The sequence below is a fragment of the Flagellimonas hadalis genome, assembly GCF_007785775.2.
Taxonomy (GTDB): Bacteria; Bacteroidota; Bacteroidia; order Flavobacteriales; family Flavobacteriaceae; genus Flagellimonas; species Flagellimonas hadalis.
The window spans coordinates 814,844-832,189 of record NZ_VNIK02000001.1 but is presented as its reverse complement, the minus strand read 5'-3'; the positions used below and the strand labels follow the sequence as shown (position 1 = coordinate 832,189).

The 17,346-nt window shown below is 45.7% G+C and carries 19 protein-coding genes; 12 read left to right on the top strand and 7 right to left on the bottom strand.

All coding sequences use genetic code 11. From position 1 onward, the window contains the following. Positions 1-69: 69 nt before the first annotated feature. Positions 70-489, bottom strand: coding sequence for a DUF2141 domain-containing protein (locus FOT42_RS03700; protein WP_151889210.1), 420 nt, complete (start codon positions 487-489; stop codon positions 70-72). Between the two features lie 212 nt (positions 490-701). Between FOT42_RS03700 and FOT42_RS03695 the strand changes: the two genes are divergently transcribed. Then, positions 702-2,864: a TonB-dependent receptor gene (locus FOT42_RS03695; RefSeq protein ID WP_151889209.1), complete on the top strand. Its 2,163-nt coding sequence runs from the start codon at positions 702-704 to the stop codon at positions 2,862-2,864. A gap of 1 nt (position 2,865) precedes the next feature. On the opposite strand, the gene FOT42_RS03690 is transcribed toward FOT42_RS03695, so the two are convergent. Beyond that, complete coding sequence (locus tag FOT42_RS03690; RefSeq protein WP_151889208.1) at positions 2,866-3,288, bottom strand: DoxX family protein; 423 nt, start codon at positions 3,286-3,288, stop codon at positions 2,866-2,868. Positions 3,289-3,388: 100 nt separating this feature from the next. Then, a complete protein-coding gene (locus tag FOT42_RS03685) occupies positions 3,389-3,892 on the bottom strand; it encodes a GNAT family N-acetyltransferase (RefSeq protein ID WP_151889207.1) in 504 nt (167 codons plus the stop codon). 267 nt (positions 3,893-4,159) lie between these two features. Between FOT42_RS03685 and FOT42_RS03680 the strand changes: the two genes are divergently transcribed. After that, the gene (locus tag FOT42_RS03680; RefSeq protein WP_151889206.1) at positions 4,160-5,959 is read left to right on the top strand and encodes a PorP/SprF family type IX secretion system membrane protein; all 1,800 of its coding nucleotides are present in this window, start codon (positions 4,160-4,162) and stop codon (positions 5,957-5,959) included. Positions 5,960-5,962: 3 nt separating this feature from the next. Here the strand turns inward: FOT42_RS03680 and FOT42_RS03675 are convergent, their stop codons facing one another. Then, positions 5,963-6,571: an FMN-binding negative transcriptional regulator gene (locus tag FOT42_RS03675; protein ID WP_151889205.1), complete on the bottom strand. Its 609-nt coding sequence runs from the start codon at positions 6,569-6,571 to the stop codon at positions 5,963-5,965. Positions 6,572-6,768: 197 nt separating this feature from the next. On the opposite strand from FOT42_RS03675, the gene FOT42_RS03670 reads away from it, so the two are divergent. The 7 genes from FOT42_RS03670 (at position 6,769) to FOT42_RS03640 (ending at position 11,100) form a co-directional block, all read left to right on the top strand. Next, complete coding sequence (locus FOT42_RS03670; RefSeq protein ID WP_151889204.1) at positions 6,769-7,389, top strand: tetratricopeptide repeat protein; 621 nt, start codon at positions 6,769-6,771, stop codon at positions 7,387-7,389. A gap of 6 nt (positions 7,390-7,395) precedes the next feature. Next, the gene (locus FOT42_RS03665; RefSeq protein ID WP_151889203.1) at positions 7,396-8,724 is read left to right on the top strand and encodes a 2TM domain-containing protein; all 1,329 of its coding nucleotides are present in this window, start codon (positions 7,396-7,398) and stop codon (positions 8,722-8,724) included. A 285-nt stretch (positions 8,725-9,009) separates the two neighbouring features. Further along, complete coding sequence (locus FOT42_RS03660) at positions 9,010-9,288, top strand: 2TM domain-containing protein (RefSeq protein WP_151889202.1); 279 nt, start codon at positions 9,010-9,012, stop codon at positions 9,286-9,288. Between the two features lie 44 nt (positions 9,289-9,332). Further along, entirely contained in the window at positions 9,333-9,635 is a 303-nt protein-coding gene (locus FOT42_RS03655; protein ID WP_192938310.1) for a 2TM domain-containing protein, read from the top strand. After that, entirely contained in the window at positions 9,626-9,943 is a 318-nt protein-coding gene (locus FOT42_RS03650; RefSeq protein ID WP_226789788.1) for a 2TM domain-containing protein, read from the top strand. The genes FOT42_RS03655 and FOT42_RS03650 overlap by 10 nt, the downstream gene beginning before the upstream one ends. A 2-nt stretch (positions 9,944-9,945) precedes the next feature. Beyond that, the gene (locus FOT42_RS03645; RefSeq protein ID WP_192938309.1) at positions 9,946-10,278 is read left to right on the top strand and encodes a 2TM domain-containing protein; all 333 of its coding nucleotides are present in this window, start codon (positions 9,946-9,948) and stop codon (positions 10,276-10,278) included. Between the two features lie 66 nt (positions 10,279-10,344). Next, a complete protein-coding gene (locus tag FOT42_RS03640; RefSeq protein WP_151889199.1) occupies positions 10,345-11,100 on the top strand; it encodes a LytR/AlgR family response regulator transcription factor in 756 nt (251 codons plus the stop codon). Between the two features lie 91 nt (positions 11,101-11,191). Here the strand turns inward: FOT42_RS03640 and FOT42_RS03635 are convergent, their stop codons facing one another. Further along, entirely contained in the window at positions 11,192-12,382 is a 1,191-nt protein-coding gene (locus FOT42_RS03635) for an LETM1-related biofilm-associated protein (RefSeq protein ID WP_151889198.1), read from the bottom strand. Between the two features lie 341 nt (positions 12,383-12,723). Between FOT42_RS03635 and FOT42_RS03630 the strand changes: the two genes are divergently transcribed. Further along, positions 12,724-14,007 (top strand): tetratricopeptide repeat protein, encoded by a 1,284-nt coding sequence (locus FOT42_RS03630; protein WP_151889197.1) that lies wholly within the window; start codon positions 12,724-12,726, stop codon positions 14,005-14,007. Positions 14,008-14,094: 87 nt separating this feature from the next. Here FOT42_RS03630 and FOT42_RS03625 read toward each other — a convergent pair whose 3' ends face one another. Next, on the bottom strand, positions 14,095-14,625 hold the full coding sequence (locus FOT42_RS03625) for a mechanosensitive ion channel family protein (protein WP_226789787.1): 531 nt from the start codon (positions 14,623-14,625) through the stop codon (positions 14,095-14,097). 82 nt (positions 14,626-14,707) lie between these two features. Between FOT42_RS03625 and FOT42_RS03620 the strand changes: the two genes are divergently transcribed. Both FOT42_RS03620 and FOT42_RS03615 read left to right on the top strand, forming a co-directional pair. Beyond that, positions 14,708-15,688, top strand: coding sequence for a CorA family divalent cation transporter (locus tag FOT42_RS03620; protein WP_151889195.1), 981 nt, complete (start codon positions 14,708-14,710; stop codon positions 15,686-15,688). A gap of 137 nt (positions 15,689-15,825) precedes the next feature. Next, the gene (locus FOT42_RS03615) at positions 15,826-16,473 is read left to right on the top strand and encodes an OmpW/AlkL family protein (RefSeq protein ID WP_151889194.1); all 648 of its coding nucleotides are present in this window, start codon (positions 15,826-15,828) and stop codon (positions 16,471-16,473) included. Between the two features lie 75 nt (positions 16,474-16,548). Here the strand turns inward: FOT42_RS03615 and FOT42_RS03610 are convergent, their stop codons facing one another. Next, positions 16,549-17,343: an anti-sigma factor gene (locus tag FOT42_RS03610; protein WP_151889193.1), complete on the bottom strand. Its 795-nt coding sequence runs from the start codon at positions 17,341-17,343 to the stop codon at positions 16,549-16,551. Positions 17,344-17,346 lie beyond the last annotated feature (3 nt).

Below are 17,346 nucleotides of genomic sequence, written 5' to 3'. Positions count from 1 at the left end.
CGAAAGTCCTTGGATTGGGAAAAAGCAAAAAGCCCGCTCGAAGCAGGCTTTTTTAGGTTGAAAGAGATGCTAAAATCGTATGGTCAGCTCCAGGTCCTCTTCCCCGACCTCAAACTTGGAAGTGGAAAAATTGGGCGGTCCAAACGACATATCATTTCCGGAGGAGCCGTAACTCTCCTTGGGCATCCCGTTGGACTCGTAGTCCATTCGGTTGTTTCCGTTGGCGTCGTGCATCGCCATGATGGCATAGGAGCCCGGAGCAACATCCGTAAAGGTCAGTACCACCTTTCCATTTTCGATGGTGCTCTCAAGGTTTTGGACGCCTGGTCCTTTCATAAAGGTCTCTGCGGTATGAAGCCCGGCCATGACCTTTCCTTCATTGCTGGTCACATTGTCAATGGTAACGGTAATGTTTATACCTGTTTTTTCTTGCGCTTTGGATATCAGGCCCACCAAAAAAAAGCTCAATGCTAGGGTAACAGTTTTCATAAGGATTGTTTTTGAAGTTAATGTTCCCACAAATCTCGGTCGCAATTCCCTTTTCAAAAATTGGGAAGTACTGAACTGTCGGTTTTTTGGGCTGAACTGTAATGGGCAAAACGGAATCCCGATCCATCGTGAAAAATCCACAGTTGGGTATTTCCTTTTGGCAAGGCTGATGGTTAAGGGACAATTTTGTGGCATCAATCAAACGAACAGTCATGAAAAACATTCTTATTGTATTCACTCTATTTTTCAACTTCGGTTTTATGATGGCCCAGACAACGGTATCGGGTACGGTGACCGATGCCAAGAAGAATCCCATCGAGGGGGCCAATGTATATGTGGAGGGCACTTATGATGGTGCATCCACCGACAAGAACGGTCACTTTAGCTTTGAAACCCCGGAGACGGGAACCCAGACCTTGGTGGTTTCCATGTTGTCCTACGAATCTCATTACGAGATCGGTGACATTGCTTACTTCAAGGATTTAAAGATCCAGTTGGTGGAGGCCATCAATTCATTGTCGGGGGTCACCTTGACCGCGGGAACCTTTGAAGCGGGCGATAATTCCAAAGTGTCGGTGCTGAAACCGTTGGACATTGTGACCACGGCCGGGGCTGCAGGTGACTTTGTGGCTGCACTCCAGACATTGCCGGGAACGACCACCATCAATGAAGATGGGCGCTTGTTCGTTCGTGGTGGAACAGCAGGGGAGACCCAGGTGTTCATAGACGGGCTCAGGGTTTTTCAGCCTTTCAGTGCCACGGCCAACAACATTCCCACCCGGGGCCGGTTTTCCCCTTTTCTTTTTAAGGGGATCACCTTCAGTACGGGAGGGTATTCCGCTGAATACGGACAGGCGTTGTCCAGTGTACTTTTGCTGAACACCACCGATGTGCCCGAACAGGAGAAAACGGATATTTCCATCATGTCCGTAGGGGGCGGGGTGGGCCATACAAAGATCTGGGGTGATCAATCCCTGAGCCTGAACACATCCTACATCAACTTGGCGCCTTATGAAGCCTTGATCCCTTCCAAAAATGGGACTCGTTGGAATAGACCTTACGAATCCATTTCCGGGGAAGCGGTATTTAGGAGCAAGGGGGAAAGAAGTATGTTCAAGCTCTACACGGGCTTCAACCACGCCAATTTGGATATAGAACAGGAAGATATCAATTATACTGATTTTGTACGCTTTCAGATGACCAACAACAACCTTTACTTTAACTCTTCGTACAAGTATTTTTTTGAAAATAACTGGAGCCTTGTCTCCGGGGCTTCCATCTCTTGGGATACCAATGACATAGGGGTTGAAGAGAACCAAATCGACACTAAGGAAACGGCATCCCATATCAAGGTGAAGGCCGGGAAAAACTTCAACAGTCGATTTGGTCTGAGTGTCGGGGCGGAGGTTTTCATTTCGGATTTTGAAGAAACCTATACCGATACGGAAAATACTGTTTTTGGAACTGGCTATGATGGGCAACTTTGGGCCACCTTTGCGGAATCCGACATCTTTTTGAGCAATAGGTTCGCCATGAAACTTGGGGTCAGGGGAGAGCACAGCACCCTGTTGGATGATTTCAACGTTTCACCGCGGGTATCGTTGGCCTACAAGCCAGGTGAAAATGGACAGTTCTCCTTGGCCTATGGCGATTTTTACCAAAGACCAGTTTCAGATGTGGTCAAGTTTGATGGGAGCGTACATTTTGAAAAGGCATCCCACTATATCTTGAACTATCAATATATAGGCAATGGCAAGACTTTTAGGGCTGAGGCCTATTATAAGGATTATGACAATTTGATCAAATACGACACCGAAATGCCCGAATTTGGCTCCGTTTATGCCAACTCCGGTTCCGGATATGCCAGTGGCCTGGACCTGTTCTGGCGGGATAACAAAAGCATTGAATATCTGGATTATTGGGTTTCCTATTCGTATTTGGATACGGAAAGGGATTATCAAAATTTTAGCGAAAGGGCCACGCCGAATTTCGCCCCAAAGCACAACCTGTCCGTGGTGACCAAATATTGGGTGGACAAGCTTCGTTCACAGGTCGGGTTTACGTATTCCTACGGTTCGGGAAGGCCTTATCACAATCCCAACACCCCGGAATTTATGGCGGAAAAGACCAGGTCCTTCAATAACCTGAGCTTCAATTGGGCGTATTTGATTGACCAACAGAAAATCCTCTACTTTTCGGTGAACAATATGTTGGGATTCAACAATATCAGCAATTACCAATATGCGGACACTCCCAACATGAATGGGACCTTTGATAGACATGCCATTACCCCTGCGGCGGACAGTTTTTTCTTCGTGGGCTTCTTTTGGACCATCAGTTCAGACGGAAAGAGCAACCAGTTGGATAACCTTTAGGTTATTTCTCCATTTTGAGATAATAGTCCACCGAATGTTTCCCTGACCCATAGACAATGAAGAAGAGACAGGTAAGCAGGACAAGCATCGCCATGGATAGATTTCCCACATCCATGGTGCCCAGGAAATTGGTAAGGATGGCCCCGAACAGAATGGGTAGCTGTGCAATGGCCGCCCAGCGCGTCAACAGTCCCACAACGATCAATATCCCGCCCACAAAATGTGCTGGGGCAATGTAATGGAGAATGATCATGCCACCTGGTATACCTTCAAAGGGCTTGGCCATTTCTGCCATTTCCGCATGATTGGCCATAAATTCCACTCCTTTGATGAAAAGGAATATTCCAAGGGCCACCCGCAAAAAATCCAACGGATAATAGGTGTGGGCATTGGCCCATTTGTTCAATTTCTTTACTGTTCCCATGGCTGAAAGGTTTTAGGTTGAACAGTATTAAGGTACTCATTTTTAATGAGATATGAAACAAGAAGTGTGACGATGGCAAATTTATGGCGGAAAGGGGAAATCATGATAGGGATGATTCATCCGAAGAACGAAGGTCCAGTTCCATCTGGATGTCGCTACGCTCATAAGGGGAAGTGGCCCCGACCATTTCCTTGAAACCCAACTTTTGATAGAGGGAAAGGGCGGGCCCGAGGACACGATTGCTCTCCAAATAGAGTTTTTTGGCACCCATTTCCGTTGCTTTTTCAATGATGTGCTGTCCCAGCAATTTGCCTATTCCCATGCCCTGTACATGCTCGGACACACCCATTTTGGCCAGTTCAAAATCATATCCTTCCTTTTGGCTGGGAATCAGTGCGCACACCCCAACAGCTTGGCTGTCCAAAACCGCCACCGCAATATAGCCGCCCTTGTCCAAAATGTATTCCTTGGGATGGTCGAGTGAGGCATAATCCATCTTTTCCATCTTGAAATACTTGGTGATCCAGGCCTCGTTAAGCGCCTTAAAGGCATCCTTGTGAATGTCGGAATAGGGGACAATGGATAAGGTGTTTGGCTCTGTCATTTAGGATGTATATGTCTTACTCAAAATTAAGAGGATTTTTTAGCTTTTTTTGGGTATTTCACCCAATATTTTGAGGACTAATACGTTAAATATTCAATTCACCTCACCGTTCAACGAAAAAATTGGCGCTTAGCCGATATTTTGCGTAATATTACATTGTAATTAGTAATAAAACTCTTACAAGTTCCCAAATCTTGCTAATGAGACCGAATCAAAAAAACAACCCTGTCCCAAACAGGAAACTTAACCTACAAAATCCAATCGGCTATGGATGTAAAACTACTTTTATTCCCCCAAAAATTTCCCCTACCTAAATGTAAGCGGGTCTTTTATGTTCTGGCAGTCAGCTTGATGATGGGCCAGACAACTGTTGCCCAAGAGAGCAACCCCTACGTGAGCTACGATGTTCCATTTCAGAACTTATTGAAATTCAACAGGTTCTTGATCAATCCCACCTTTTCGGCAGTGAGGGAGGATAAATCGTATATCAACCTATTTCACAGAAGTCAAAGTGCTGATTTTGATAACAATAGGCAGAACTATTTTCTCAGCTATAGCGGAAGGATCAACGACATGATCGGTCTGGGCTTTAGCCTTTACAACCAACAAGAAGGGGTGATCTCCAACTTGGGGGTGATGGCCAATTATTCGCATGGCATCAAATTGGGAAAAGAGAGCAGCCTCACCTTTGGGGTAAACATCCCTTATTACGTAAGCAGTTATGATCCCAGTCGCGCGGTGGCCCTGGAAGACGATCCCTTGTTGAGGGATGCTTCCCAGAACTCCATCCTTTCTTTCCAGCCCGGCATCAACCTGTCCTTGGGCAAGTTTGATTTTGGAGTGTTTGCCCAAAATTTGGTGGACTACAACATCAACTCGGGCAAATCTTTGACCGAGTTGGGCCAAAAGACTTTTTCGGGCCACATCCAATTCACCCATGAGTTCGCAAACGGTGCGGGAATCTTTGAGGATGGCAGGCTGTTGCCTTTGGCAAGGGCACGTTTTGATGGAGTGGAAGACCCCATTTTTGGCGGAGGGATCATTCTGGACCTTCCCAAGTTGGGTTGGATTCAAGGCGGGTACGATCAATTGTACGGTGCTTCGGCCGGAACCGGCTTCAATCTGAACAGAAGACTTTCCTTTGGCTATAATTTTGAAAAGAACATCAGCAACAGTATTGCCAATCTTGGGGTAACGCACGAAATCTCCATTGCCTACTCCTTTGTTCCCACACTTTCCAAAAACACCTTCGTTTCCAATGAGGAAAATCCGGATGGGGAGACCAAAAAACCGATAGAAGGAACCTTTGTGGCAGCTGCCGATAAGAAGGACAACAAGGAAAAGGACGGGTCAAGGGGCAAGCTGGATGCCCAGACCACATTGCGTCCCACCAACAAGGAAGACTTGGCGTTCTGGGAGGAGCAGATTGCCCAGTTAAGGGAGCAGCAGGAGGATAATTATGCGGTGATCAACGAACTGGTCTATCGTATGGACTCCTTGGAGAGGAACAGGGAACGTGATATGGAAAAGCGTTTTGAAATGGTGATGCGCATCGTGAAACGGCATACAGGCGACAAAACACCCGAAATAGAAGCAAAGGCACAAAAACTCTATTTGGCCGACAGCGATGACCTGGATTCCATTTACGGTTCTATGGAAAGTACTGCGTTGGTACAAAATGCCAAGACCAAGAACACTCCAAAAGAAGTGGAAAAGGAGAAGGAGGGAACCTTCCATGGAGGTGCCTTCAAACCCATCGAGAAATTCATCAATCTGGACGGAGTGGGGCAAGGACACTACATTGTGGCCAATGTTTTCAAAAATGAGAATTACCTAAGGGAGTTCATGGGAAAACTGAAGAAGCAAGGCTTGGAGGCACAATATTTCAAGAATCCGGACAACGGTCTCAATTATGTGTACTTGGCCAAATATCAGGAAAATGAAGATGCCTATGCAGCCTATAGATCCAAAATGAAAGGAAAATATACTGATGAGCTTTGGATCATGCACGTGGAAAACCCTAGATACTCCAATTGGGCAGATGCCATTTTTCAAGATGTTGAGTAGACCCTAAGAGTTTTTAGCGTCCATTTTTTGGGCAATGGCCTTGCTCCCGGCATCCCTTTCGCCAAGTTCGGAAATGATTTTGGGGTGGTCTTCCACACGAGTCTGGGAAAGCTTGTAAGTCGCTTGGATGTCCGTAATCTGGATTTGGAAGCCGACCACTCCTTTTACCTGTCGAAGGGTTTTTACCGACATATTTTTCAGCGATATGGGGTCCTTGGAGTCATGCTCGTATTTTTCCACCAATCGGTGCATGGATTGCATAGTCTCCGCTTCACTCAAGACCTTCAATTTGCCATAGACGTGCACGGCGATGTAGTTCCAGGTGGGGACTTCCTCTTCCTTGTACCATGAAGAGGAAACATAGGCATGCGGCCCGTTGAAGATGCAAAGCACTTCCGCTTCTTCATCAAAACCCTTCCATTGCGGATTGGCCTTTGCGATATGCCCAACCAAGACATCATGCCCATTTCCATCCGTTTCCAGTTCCAAAGGGATGTGGGTGCCCCAAGGTTTGTTGTCGATGATATTGATGAGAATGCCAAAACTGTTTTGGACCAAGAAATCCTTGATCTCTGCAATGTCGTTGTTTTGATAGTGAGGCGGGGTGTACATATATTTTAGGGATTGTTCTTCTTTCTGCTAAAGTATGAAATACTGCCCATGTGGTTTGGTTTTTCAATTCATCCCTTAAAAACCACAGTTCGGTAAACCTTCTTTTCCTTGCCGGCTCCGTTGGTGCACTTTTGTGGCACGATAATCACAAACAATCAATAATGGATGCCCAATACGGGAATCAAAAAACGACAGTCATGAGAAAACTAACTTCTTTATTTGTACTTCTTGTAATTTTTACGGCCAGCGCACAGGACCGTTACACCAAAGGAATGGAAAAGGCTTTCCAATTGTGGGAGAGCGGACAAACGGGGGAGGCCTCCAATCTCTTTGAGCGGATAGCCACGGCAGAACCCGACAATTGGTTGCCCTATTACTATGCTTCGCAGGTCAACACGGTCATCTCTTTTGGCGAAAAGGATGAGAAAAAGTTGACTGTGCAGTTGGAAAAGGCCAAGGAATTCTTGGACGTGGCAAAGGCCATTTCGCCGGACAATCCGGAGATTTTGATCCAGGAAGCGCTCATCAATACGGCTTGGATCGCTTTTGATGGTGCCACCTACGGCATGACGATGTCCCAAAAGAACGTCCAACTCTACCAAACGGCAATGGAACTGGCCCCGGACAACCCTAGGGTCGTACTATCAAAGGCGGAATGGGACATGGGTGCGGCCCGGTATTTTGGAAAGGATACGGCCCCGTATTGCAAGGATGTGGAAAAGGCGTTGGAACTTTTTGCTACCTTTAAATCCGAAACCCCGTTTTACCCTTCTTGGGGCAAGGAAAGGGCAGAGGAGGTTTTGGCAAGTTGTAAATAAGATCGGATGAAACTCTTTTTCAAGGAACTTTTCAAATCCATTTTAGTGGGGATGGCCATTTATGTGGTCTTCCTCATTATCTATTTTGTGAATGGCTGGGATTTTAGTGCAGGAGAACTTTGGGACGATTTTTTGGAGACCATGCTCTTTTCCATCATCATTTACCTGTGCAATGCATGTTCTTTCATCCTGTTGATGCGGAAATACGGCAAGGAACTGTTCACCCGAAAGTACATTGCCTATGGCTTGGCTGGAAACATAACCGCCTCCATTTTGGGTATTTTTCTTTCCCGGTTGGTGGTTCGGGTGTTGGTCCATAAAGTGCCGTTGGACCAATTTCTTTTTGGGGAACGCCCACAATATTATTTGACCTCTTTTTTGATTTCCATGGTCGTGGCCATTTTGTTCTATGCCGCCTACTACTACAAATATTACAAAGAGAAACAGGTAAAGGAGCAGAAAATCATAGCGGGTACGGCCTCGGCGCGTTTCGATGCGCTTAAGAACCAATTGGACCCCCATTTCTTGTTCAATAGCCTGAATGTGCTCACAAGCCTGATAGAGGAAGATCCAAAGCAGGCCCAGAAATTCACCACCTCGCTGTCCAAAGTGTACCGATATGTCTTGGAGCAGAAGAACAAGGATTTGGTGACGGTGGACGAGGAGCTCAATTTTGCCAAGACCTATGTGGGGCTGTTGAAGATGCGTTTTGAAGACAGTATTGTCTTTGATATTCCTGAAAAGTGCTCTGTGCCCGATGCAAAAATTGTCCCTTTGTCATTGCAACTCCTGTTGGAAAATGCGGTGAAGCACAATGTGGTCAAGGCATCCAGACCGTTGCACATCAAGGTGTTCGAAAAAGGATCCATGCTGGTGGTGAGCAACAATCTCCAAGAAAAACAAGTGGTGAACAAAAGCAGTGGGGTGGGATTGCAGAACATCAAGCAGCGCTACAATATCCTGACCGACCGTGGGGTGGTCATCAACAAAACGGTTTCGGACTTCAGTGTGGAATTGCCCATGCTCACCCAAGAGTTCTCCGTGGTGGAGACCCAGCAAAGCTATATTGAGGAAAAACGCTACATCAAGGCCAAGGAGCGGGTAAAGGCCATTAAGGACTTTTATGGCAACCTGACCGCATACTGTATCGTCATCCCCTTTCTGTGGTGGCTCAACTCCAGGACGACGGATTTCCTCTGGGCCATCTTCCCGACCTTGGGGTGGGGCTTTGGCGTGTTGATGCACGGCATGGAAGCCTTTGGCTACAATCCACTTTGGGGCAAGCGGTGGGAGGAACGAAAGATTCGGGAACTCATGGAAAAGGACGATTTTTGAGGAAGGATTAAAGGGGAGGTCCAATTTCAAGCTCAAGTTCAACTAAAATGTCAAGAACAAGTTCGTTTCTTCCAATTTTGTATTTTCCCTAGACCCTAGACCCTAGACCCTAGACCCTAGACCCTAGACCCTAGACCCTAGACCCTAGACCCTAGACCCTAGACCCTAGACCCTAGACCCTAGACCCCACAGTTCATCCCCCAAAAACAACAGTCCAGGAAACTACTTTTTCACTCCTCGAGGCGTATTGCGAATTTTACAGTGTAATCAAAAAACAATCGAACAATGGAAGATTCAAGACAATACAGTTATGACAGGGCCAAGAGGCGAGTGGAGGACCTGAAATCTTTTTACTATAGCCTGGTGTCCTACTGTCTCGTTATCCCATTTCTGTGGTGGCTCAACTCTAGGACAACGGATTTCCTTTGGGCCATTTTCCCGACCGTGGGATGGGGAATAGGACTTGTGAGCCTCTGGATGACCTCCCATGGCTACAACCCCATTTTTGGAAAAGAATGGGAAGAGCGTAAGATCAGGGAGTTAATGGACAACAAAGAATTTTAACAATGAGTATATTTAACTGTCACATTCCGTTAAAAAACAACACTATGGAAAATTTTGACAAACAGAGCAAGTACATCAGGGCCAAGGAAAGGGTGGAGGAACTTAAAAAGTTCTACGGCAACCTTTTCTCCTACATCGTGGTCATATCCGGTCTGGCACTGGTCAACTACTTCACTACAGGATTTGGATACATGTGGTTCCTTTGGGCCGCATTTGGCTGGGGCATCGGAATCATTTTTCACGCCCTGAAGACCTTCGACCTTAACCCATTTTTTGGAAAACAATGGGAGCAGCGTAAGATTGAGGAGTTTATGAACGAGGACGACAAAACCCAAAAATGGAAATGATCATGGAAGACATCAAGACAGACAAGTACAAACGGGCCAAGAAGCGGGTAGAGGAACTTAAGGGGTTCTACATTCACTTGGCGATCTATATTGTGGTCAATGCATTTATTTTGGTGAATGTGTATCTTAGAACGGACAATTTTTGGCAATGGCCCCATTTTGTCACCCTGTTCTCATGGGGATTGGGTATGGCGTTCCATGCCGTGTATGTGTTCGGGTTCAACCCGATGTTGGGGAAGAATTGGGAACAACGCATGATCCAGAAGTACATGGACGAGGATAAAAAGGAAATGGACAAATACAAATGACCATGGACCAAAGTGGAACAAGCCTGGAAAGAGCCAACAAGCGGATCAAGGAGCTGAAGGGTTTTTACAGGCACATACTGATCTTTATCGCTGTGAATGGATTTCTGTTCCTGCTCCAAAGTGGGGTATTGCACCCCTTCATGCCGGAAGGTTTCCCAACGGAGACCTATTATTTTGACTGGGTCAATGCCAATATTGCCATATGGGGAATTATATTGCTTGTGCATGCGATAATTGTTTATCGAGGGAAATTCCCGTTCTTCAAAAAATGGGAGGAACGCCAGATCCAAAAATATATGGACGAGGACAGGAATGAAATGGACAGATACAAATGAACGGGCATTGTTCAAAATGCATAAACAGAACGATATCAAAAACCATACAACCAAAACCGAACTACCATGAACGTGATCATCATTGAGGATGAAAAACCGGCCGCAAGAAGGTTGGCCAGATTATTGGCAGACTTGGACCTGGAAGTTTCCACCATGCTCCATTCGGTGGACGAATCCATCGAGTGGTTCCAGAACAACCCCCACCCCGATCTTATCTTTTTGGACATCCAATTGTCCGATGGTCTTTCCTTCGAGATTTTTGATGTGGTCGATGTGAAGAGTGCCATCATTTTCACCACCGCCTATGATGAATATGCGCTCCAGGCATTCAAGTTGAACAGCATCGATTATTTGTTGAAACCCATAGATGATGAAGAGTTGGAAAGTGCCGTGAAAAAGTACAGGAACTTCAAGCCGGAGAGCAGGAAAATTTCGGTCGATTTCAACGACATCAAAAACCTATTGGTGAACCCCCTGGAACGGGAATACAAAAAACGCTTTACCGTAAAAGTGGGGCAGCACCTCAAGATCATCAATGCCGATGAGGTGGAATGTTTTTACAGTGAGAACAAGGGTACCTATGCGGCCACTTCGGACGGCAGGAATTACCTTTTGGACACCACTTTGGAACAGTTGGAAGAGGAGCTCTCACCCAAAGTTTTTTTCCGGATAAGCCGCAAGTTTTATGTGAACATCAACCACATCGGGGACATCATTTCCTATACAAATTCAAGGCTCCAGATCAAGTTGAAACGCTTCAATGAGCAAGAAATCATCGTGAGCAGGGAGCGGGTAAAGGACTTTAAGTTATGGTTGGAGTAGATTAATTCAAAAAATTGATTACCAAAATGTTAAATATAATTTAAAAGCTACTATAAATTTTTCTTATAGTGGCTTTTTTGCTGAAAAAGAGTCAATCTTCCTCCACCCTGTTGTCGTCAAAAGCAGAGGGGAGCAACTTGGGGATAAGCTTGATGAAAATAGGCAAAAGAACGGCTCCGCCGGGCAGCATAAAAATGGCCAATGACGGAATACTTTTAAAAATGTCCACCAATTGTTCCTGTACTTTTTTCTTTTCTTCCTCACTTAGATCTTTGACGGTGGATTTGGACAAAAGTGATACCAGTTCCCGACTTTGGGTCAACTCTTTTTTGAGTCTTTTGCTGTTCCTCAAAATGAGTTTGCTCACATTTTTTGACATGCCTTCATAGAACTGTACGGCCAAATTTTTGTCGTTCAGGTAAGGTACCTTTTCCTTGTTTCCATCAAAGAAATGTTTGACAAATTCCAGCTCCAATTTTACCTCTTCTTCCGACTTGCCCAAGTCCTTTCCAAGACCAAAAATGTAATCGGATTCTGTGTAGTCAAGTGACTTGTCTTCCCAGATCGTCAAGCAGGCCATATCCAAAAAATAGTCCTTCTCGAACCGGGTGAATTTGTTGTCCAAAAGATCAAGATAGGAGCCATCGAATTTCGTTTCACCGAGGTTGACATAGGTAAGGGATGAGGCCAAAAGTTGGATGAGCTTGGCATCGTTCCCGTCGGTCTCTTTGGAATTGAGGGCATGGTAGGCAATGTTGATGGTCACATATTCGAGCAGTTGGGCATGTCCTTTTACGTCGGCTTTTCCGTTCAGATATACCATAAAAATGAGCACATCCACATAGAGCAAGGAGTTGGTGAGGCTGTTTCCAAAGGCACGGTTGAAGGCGTTGCCCCCCAAATATATTCGGGAGTCGATGAGTTTTTCGAGCTGCGACTCGGTTTTGGAACCGCTGAGTATTTTGTTGAGGAACGATATCCGCCCCACGTCCAGGGATTTGTAATACTCGAAAACCGTGTTGACAAAATCGGTAAAGTCCGTTTTCCCCTTTTCAAAAGTATAGGTATAGTAGAGCGCAGTGAGCAGGTTGATCTTGGCAATCTCGTCTTCGCTCAGTGTATGTTCCACTTCAATGAACGGGGCAATGTCCAAGTGTACCCCATATACGAACCCATTCTTCTTGAGCTCCAGGTACAGGCTTTCGAAATCGGAAAAACCTGCGTTCTCTTTGTTGGCAAGATGACCAAATTTGTTGATCCATCCAGAGGCAGAAGGGTTCATTCATGCATGGTTTGAGCTCCAAAGTAAAACAAAATATGGGAATTATCGGAAAGTATGAAGAATCGGTGCATTAAAATTTCATTAAGTTTTTTTTAACACTTCAATTCCAAACCCAACCCAAAAGGGTTCCGTAGGTATAAGCGTAGGAACAGAAATGAAAAACATTAAAATGCATAAAAGTGCTGTCCATTGTGACTGGTGGCTGCATACTATATCGACGCTCCATCAACAGTTGGAATCACTATTTACAACTTTCCCTTGGTTGGGAAATCCTGAGTAATTGCTATGAAAAGGAGAGGGAGGGGAGAAATCCCTTCCCTTTTATAAAACAACAACACTATATGGAAACAACAAAAAAGTACCTCTGTCTGCTTTTCATGGGTCTGATCTTTTTTTCCTGTATCCAGGAGGAAGGGTTCAAAACGAACAGGCAGGACTATGACCCATTTTTGAAAACAGAACCGGTCAAGACCACCTCCAAAGATTTTCAGGTCTGGGACCACCAAATCATGCAGGACAGCACACAATTGGTGAGCTTGGGGTATGTGGCCGATGAATATACCCGTTTTTTTCAGGAAACAGGGGACATCAAGCATTTGAAGAGAGCGGAACAATCCTTGAAAAAAGCAGTGAAGATGGCAAATGTTGAAAAAGTGGAGTACCTAAGGGCTCTGGCGAGAAACTATATTTCCCAGCACCGCTTCAAAGAAGCATTGGAGTTGGCCAGCCAGGCCGTTAAAATAAAAGGTGGTGTCAATGCCACCCAGAACCTTTTGTTCGATATCCATATGGAACTGGGCAATTATGGGCAGGCGCAAATGTACTTGGACAGCATTCGGAACCAGTACGATTTTGGATATCTGGTCCGTGTGGCAAAATGGAACGATCACGAAGGAGATATGCAAGCGGCGATCCGTTGTATGGAAATGGCAAGTGAGAAGGCGGAATCCTCCAAGGACAGCAATCAGTTGCTCTTGTCCTATACCAACTTGGCCAATCTGTACGGACATGCGGGGCGCATTGAGGAATCTTATCAATTCTATTTGAAAGCGTTGCAAATAGACCCCAAAAATGCCGATGCAAAAAGAGGAATAGCATGGATCGTATATTCCCACGAACGAAATGGCGAAGAGGCCCTTCGGATATTGGACTCCATCATCAAGGGAAACAAATCGCCCGAATACCATCTGCTGAAAGCCGAAATAGCTTCATACACGGGCGATGAGACACTTCGTATACAGTCTTTGGACAACTATTACAAAGGAGTGGTGCAGGAAGACTATGGGCAGATGTACAACGCCTATAACGTGGGTTTTTATCTGGATATGGATGTCATGGACAGGGCGCTGCAGTTGGCCAAACAGGAAGTGAGGAACAGACCCACCCCAGAAACCTATGGTTGGCTGGCCTATAGTCTGCTGAAGAGGGGCGAAAAGGAACAGGCGTTGGAATTGGTGGAAAACCATGTCGATGGACAAACCTTTGAACCTGAAATTCTGTTCTGCGTCGCTGAAATATACAAGGCAAACGGACACAAAAAGAAAGTCAAGGAAATCAAAAAAGAACTCTTGGGCGCCGTCTATGAATTGGGTCCACTGAAAGAATCAGGGATAGTGAGCCTATGAGGCATTTTAAATTTTGCAACGAGTGGTTTCCAAGTTTGGACTTGGTTGTTGTTTTCAAGGGTGTTCGGCGTAGCTGGGCGCCCTTGATCAATTTTCGATAATCTCCTCCTCATCGGAAGTTTCCTCGATATCCTTCAAAATTTCTATCCCTTTTTGGATGACAAGGTTGGTGGGTATGGTTATCCTTCTCCCATCATCCGTGCGCATGAACAGATAAAAACCACTGATGTCCTCCACTCGTCCGGTCCAGTCAAAATCCTTGTCCATGACCCTTATCCGGTCGCCCAATCGCAAAGGATGGCTAAAGAACAAGATCACACTGGCGGTCAAATTGGACAGTATGGACCACTGGGCCACAAAGCCAACGCCCAAAATGGCGAGCACCGAGGACAGGAAAAGGGAAAAATCCTCCAACTTGACGCCCCAGATCAACGAAATCCCGACAAAGGCCAATAGGTAAAAAATCAAATTGCTGAGGTAGAAAATGATTTTCCGGCTGTTCATGTCGATGGAACTGCTCTTGCCGAATCTTCTAATGCCCCTTTTGGTTAACGTGTTCAGTAAAAGTATGAAGGCCAGTAGGATAACCGTGAACAGAATCTCGGTTTTAAAAGACATAGGGTCTATCATGGGGTGTTCTTGCTATTTTTGGATTAACTTATGCTCTAAACTACAAATAACCCATTTCACTTGTATAACAATGGAGACAGAATTTGAAAAAAATACATGGGTGATCAATTACTCCCCGGAGAACTATAATAGCCATCAATTCTCCTTGCAGGATGACATCATCCTCTCCAAAGGGGACAAATCCATCACATGGGTCAATACCTATGGCCTTGAATACATGGATGAGTTCAGGCAGATGGTGCTGGAAAACAATCTGGACGACTTTTTGCTCAGGCTCCTCTTGAACCAAAAAATGGGCAACAAGGTGATCGAACTCGAGGAACAACTCTTTGTGGCCGCTAGGATCGTGAAGACGGAACATGAGAGTTTGGAATCGGAGCAGATGTTCTTTGTGGTGGCCAAGGATTTCATTTGGTGCATCCAGGAAAAAAGGGGCGACCATTTTGATTGGATCCGTCAACGGATCTTTGAGAACAAGGGCATCATCCGAAAAAAGCGAGCGGACTACTTGTTGTTCTTTATTTTGGAAACTTTGATCACCAATTACAAGGACAAATACGAGGAAATTGTTTTGATGGAAAATACCCTGGATGCCATCCTAAACCAAGAACCGACCCCTCAATTCATGTTCGAGGTGGAGCAGAAGAAATCCATGATCAACGAGTTCAAAAAGGCATCCCTTGGACTTCGGGACATCATCATCAAACTGGAAAGAGCGGAAATGAAGGGTTTCCACAACAAGTATTTCAGCGAGCTCAGGGAGCAGATCAATGGTCTGACCAACGATATCGATTCGGATATCCACGAGTTGGAAAGCCAGATCAACCTGTTTTTCAGTATCCAGGGACACCGGTTGAACGAGGTGATGAAGACCCTGACCATTTTTTCGGTCATTTTCATACCCCTTACCTTTTTGGCCGGGATCTATGGGATGAACTTCGAAAACATTCCAGAACTTCGATGGCCCAACGGCTACTTCGTTCTTTTGGGGTTGATGCTGGTTGTCACCATTGTTTCCATCATCATTTTCAAGCGGAAAAAGTGGTTCTAAAACCATAGGCTGTGAAAGTCTTTTTTATGGCGTGTTTCCCTTGGGATACACGCTTTCTGTTTTTTATCCAATGACAAACATCATATATCCGGAAAACCTCTAAGGCTAGTTTTGTCCCATCTTTAAACAACAGTAAAATGAGAAAGACAATACTTTTTGCAGTAGCGGTATTCATGGGATTTTCAAACTTCGTAATGTCCCAGGATTCACCCACCAGTGATTTTGGAAAATGGCAGTTTCGATTGAGGGGCATTGTGGTGGCTCCGGACGAAGGTGCGGAAATTGAGGCCATAGGCGGGGACGTTTCCATTTCCACTGCTGTTGTCCCCGAATTTGATATTACCTACTTTTTTACGGAAAACTGGTCGGCGGAACTCATTTTGGGAACCACGAAACACGATGTGGAGGCCATCGGCACTGCTGCAGGGGATATCGATTTGGGAAGCGTTTGGCTATTGCCCCCAACGTTGACAGGACAGTATCATTTTACGGGCAGTAACTTTGTCCCTTATTTGGGTGCCGGGGTCAACCTTACTCTTTTTTATGGTGTGGACGAAGGACCTGTGGCCAATGATGTGGAATATGATACGGCAGTGGGATTTGCCCTGCAAGGCGGCTTCGATTTTATGTTGAACGACAAGTGGTTCTTGAACCTGGACATCAAAAAACTCTTTTTGAATACCACGGCCACAGTTGATGCCACCACAGCTTTGGGTGCTACCGTAGAAGCAGATGTGGATATTGACCCATGGATCTTTGGATTTGGAGTGGGCCTTAAACTATAGTTGGAGTATCACGCTTTTTTTTTAGGTTGGGGAGCAGTCCAAATTTTTTTGGGCTGCTTTCTTTTTTTAGATTCGTTACCTGCCCACAGCTCCCAAGGTATACAACTGCTCCAACGTGGGGGATTCGCTTCCGCCCTCAGGTTCCAATGTGATTCCGAATGCCTCGGATTCGTTGGCGTTATCGAGCGTGAAAAGTTTATCCTCGGTTGAGACAAAATCATCCAAAAGACCAATGCTGGTAGGAGTGAGCGGATCCAGTTTCAAGGACCAGACCTGATAGGTGAATCCTGTTGGGGGTTCGGGCAATCCCTTTGCGTCGATGACCACCTTGTTTTCTGCCTTGTCCCAATAGGCCTTGGCATAGGATTCCGGGGAGACGGCCTGTCCACCTAGGGCGATCACGGTGACATTCTGATCTCTCAACATGTCCAAAAACGTCTCTTGTCGGGCGGCCTCCTTCTTGATGTTGGACAATGTCTCTTCCAGGTCCAGCTTTTCTTGGGTCGACACCTCTATTTCTGACTTGAGGTTGTTGTTTTCGGTATAGACCCACAATAGGCCAGCGGCAAGCAACAAAGAAGCGGCCCAGCCCAAATAGCTGCCCCAAGGGGCCTTCTTCTTGGATGTGGGCGGAACAAATGTGATCACATCGTCCAGTTCGGCCTCGATTTTCTTGAAACCATCCTTGGGCAACTCAGGAGAAGCGGTACGGGAGAGTTTCATAATGGTGGCCTCAATGGCCTCAATTTCCATTTTTATTTCTGGATATTGTTCCGCATACCGATGTACCTCTACGTTTTCTTCAGGGGTAAGTGCCCCTGCGACATAGAGTTCCAAAATACCTGATGCTATGTATTTTTCAACTTCCATAAC

Excerpts from the sequence above, each read along its gene's own strand:
- FOT42_RS03700 (WP_151889210.1), bottom strand. The coding sequence starts at position 489 with ATGAAAACTGTTACCCTAGCATTGAGCTTTTTTTTGGTGGGCCTGATA.
- FOT42_RS03695 (WP_151889209.1), top strand. The coding sequence starts at position 702 with ATGAAAAACATTCTTATTGTATTCACTCTATTTTTCAACTTCGGTTTT.
- FOT42_RS03690 (WP_151889208.1), bottom strand. The coding sequence starts at position 3,288 with ATGGGAACAGTAAAGAAATTGAACAAATGGGCCAATGCCCACACCTAT.
- FOT42_RS03685 (WP_151889207.1), bottom strand. The coding sequence starts at position 3,892 with ATGACAGAGCCAAACACCTTATCCATTGTCCCCTATTCCGACATTCAC.
- FOT42_RS03680 (WP_151889206.1), top strand. The coding sequence starts at position 4,160 with ATGGATGTAAAACTACTTTTATTCCCCCAAAAATTTCCCCTACCTAAA.
- FOT42_RS03675 (WP_151889205.1), bottom strand. The coding sequence starts at position 6,571 with ATGTACACCCCGCCTCACTATCAAAACAACGACATTGCAGAGATCAAG.
- FOT42_RS03670 (WP_151889204.1), top strand. The coding sequence starts at position 6,769 with ATGAGAAAACTAACTTCTTTATTTGTACTTCTTGTAATTTTTACGGCC.
- FOT42_RS03665 (WP_151889203.1), top strand. The coding sequence starts at position 7,396 with ATGAAACTCTTTTTCAAGGAACTTTTCAAATCCATTTTAGTGGGGATG.
- FOT42_RS03660 (WP_151889202.1), top strand. The coding sequence starts at position 9,010 with ATGGAAGATTCAAGACAATACAGTTATGACAGGGCCAAGAGGCGAGTG.
- FOT42_RS03655 (WP_192938310.1), top strand. The coding sequence starts at position 9,333 with ATGGAAAATTTTGACAAACAGAGCAAGTACATCAGGGCCAAGGAAAGG.
- FOT42_RS03650 (WP_226789788.1), top strand. The coding sequence starts at position 9,626 with ATGGAAATGATCATGGAAGACATCAAGACAGACAAGTACAAACGGGCC.
- FOT42_RS03645 (WP_192938309.1), top strand. The coding sequence starts at position 9,946 with ATGGACCAAAGTGGAACAAGCCTGGAAAGAGCCAACAAGCGGATCAAG.
- FOT42_RS03640 (WP_151889199.1), top strand. The coding sequence starts at position 10,345 with ATGAACGTGATCATCATTGAGGATGAAAAACCGGCCGCAAGAAGGTTG.
- FOT42_RS03635 (WP_151889198.1), bottom strand. The coding sequence starts at position 12,382 with ATGAACCCTTCTGCCTCTGGATGGATCAACAAATTTGGTCATCTTGCC.
- FOT42_RS03630 (WP_151889197.1), top strand. The coding sequence starts at position 12,724 with ATGGAAACAACAAAAAAGTACCTCTGTCTGCTTTTCATGGGTCTGATC.
- FOT42_RS03625 (WP_226789787.1), bottom strand. The coding sequence starts at position 14,625 with ATGTCTTTTAAAACCGAGATTCTGTTCACGGTTATCCTACTGGCCTTC.
- FOT42_RS03620 (WP_151889195.1), top strand. The coding sequence starts at position 14,708 with ATGGAGACAGAATTTGAAAAAAATACATGGGTGATCAATTACTCCCCG.
- FOT42_RS03615 (WP_151889194.1), top strand. The coding sequence starts at position 15,826 with ATGAGAAAGACAATACTTTTTGCAGTAGCGGTATTCATGGGATTTTCA.
- FOT42_RS03610 (WP_151889193.1), bottom strand. The coding sequence starts at position 17,343 with ATGGAAGTTGAAAAATACATAGCATCAGGTATTTTGGAACTCTATGTC.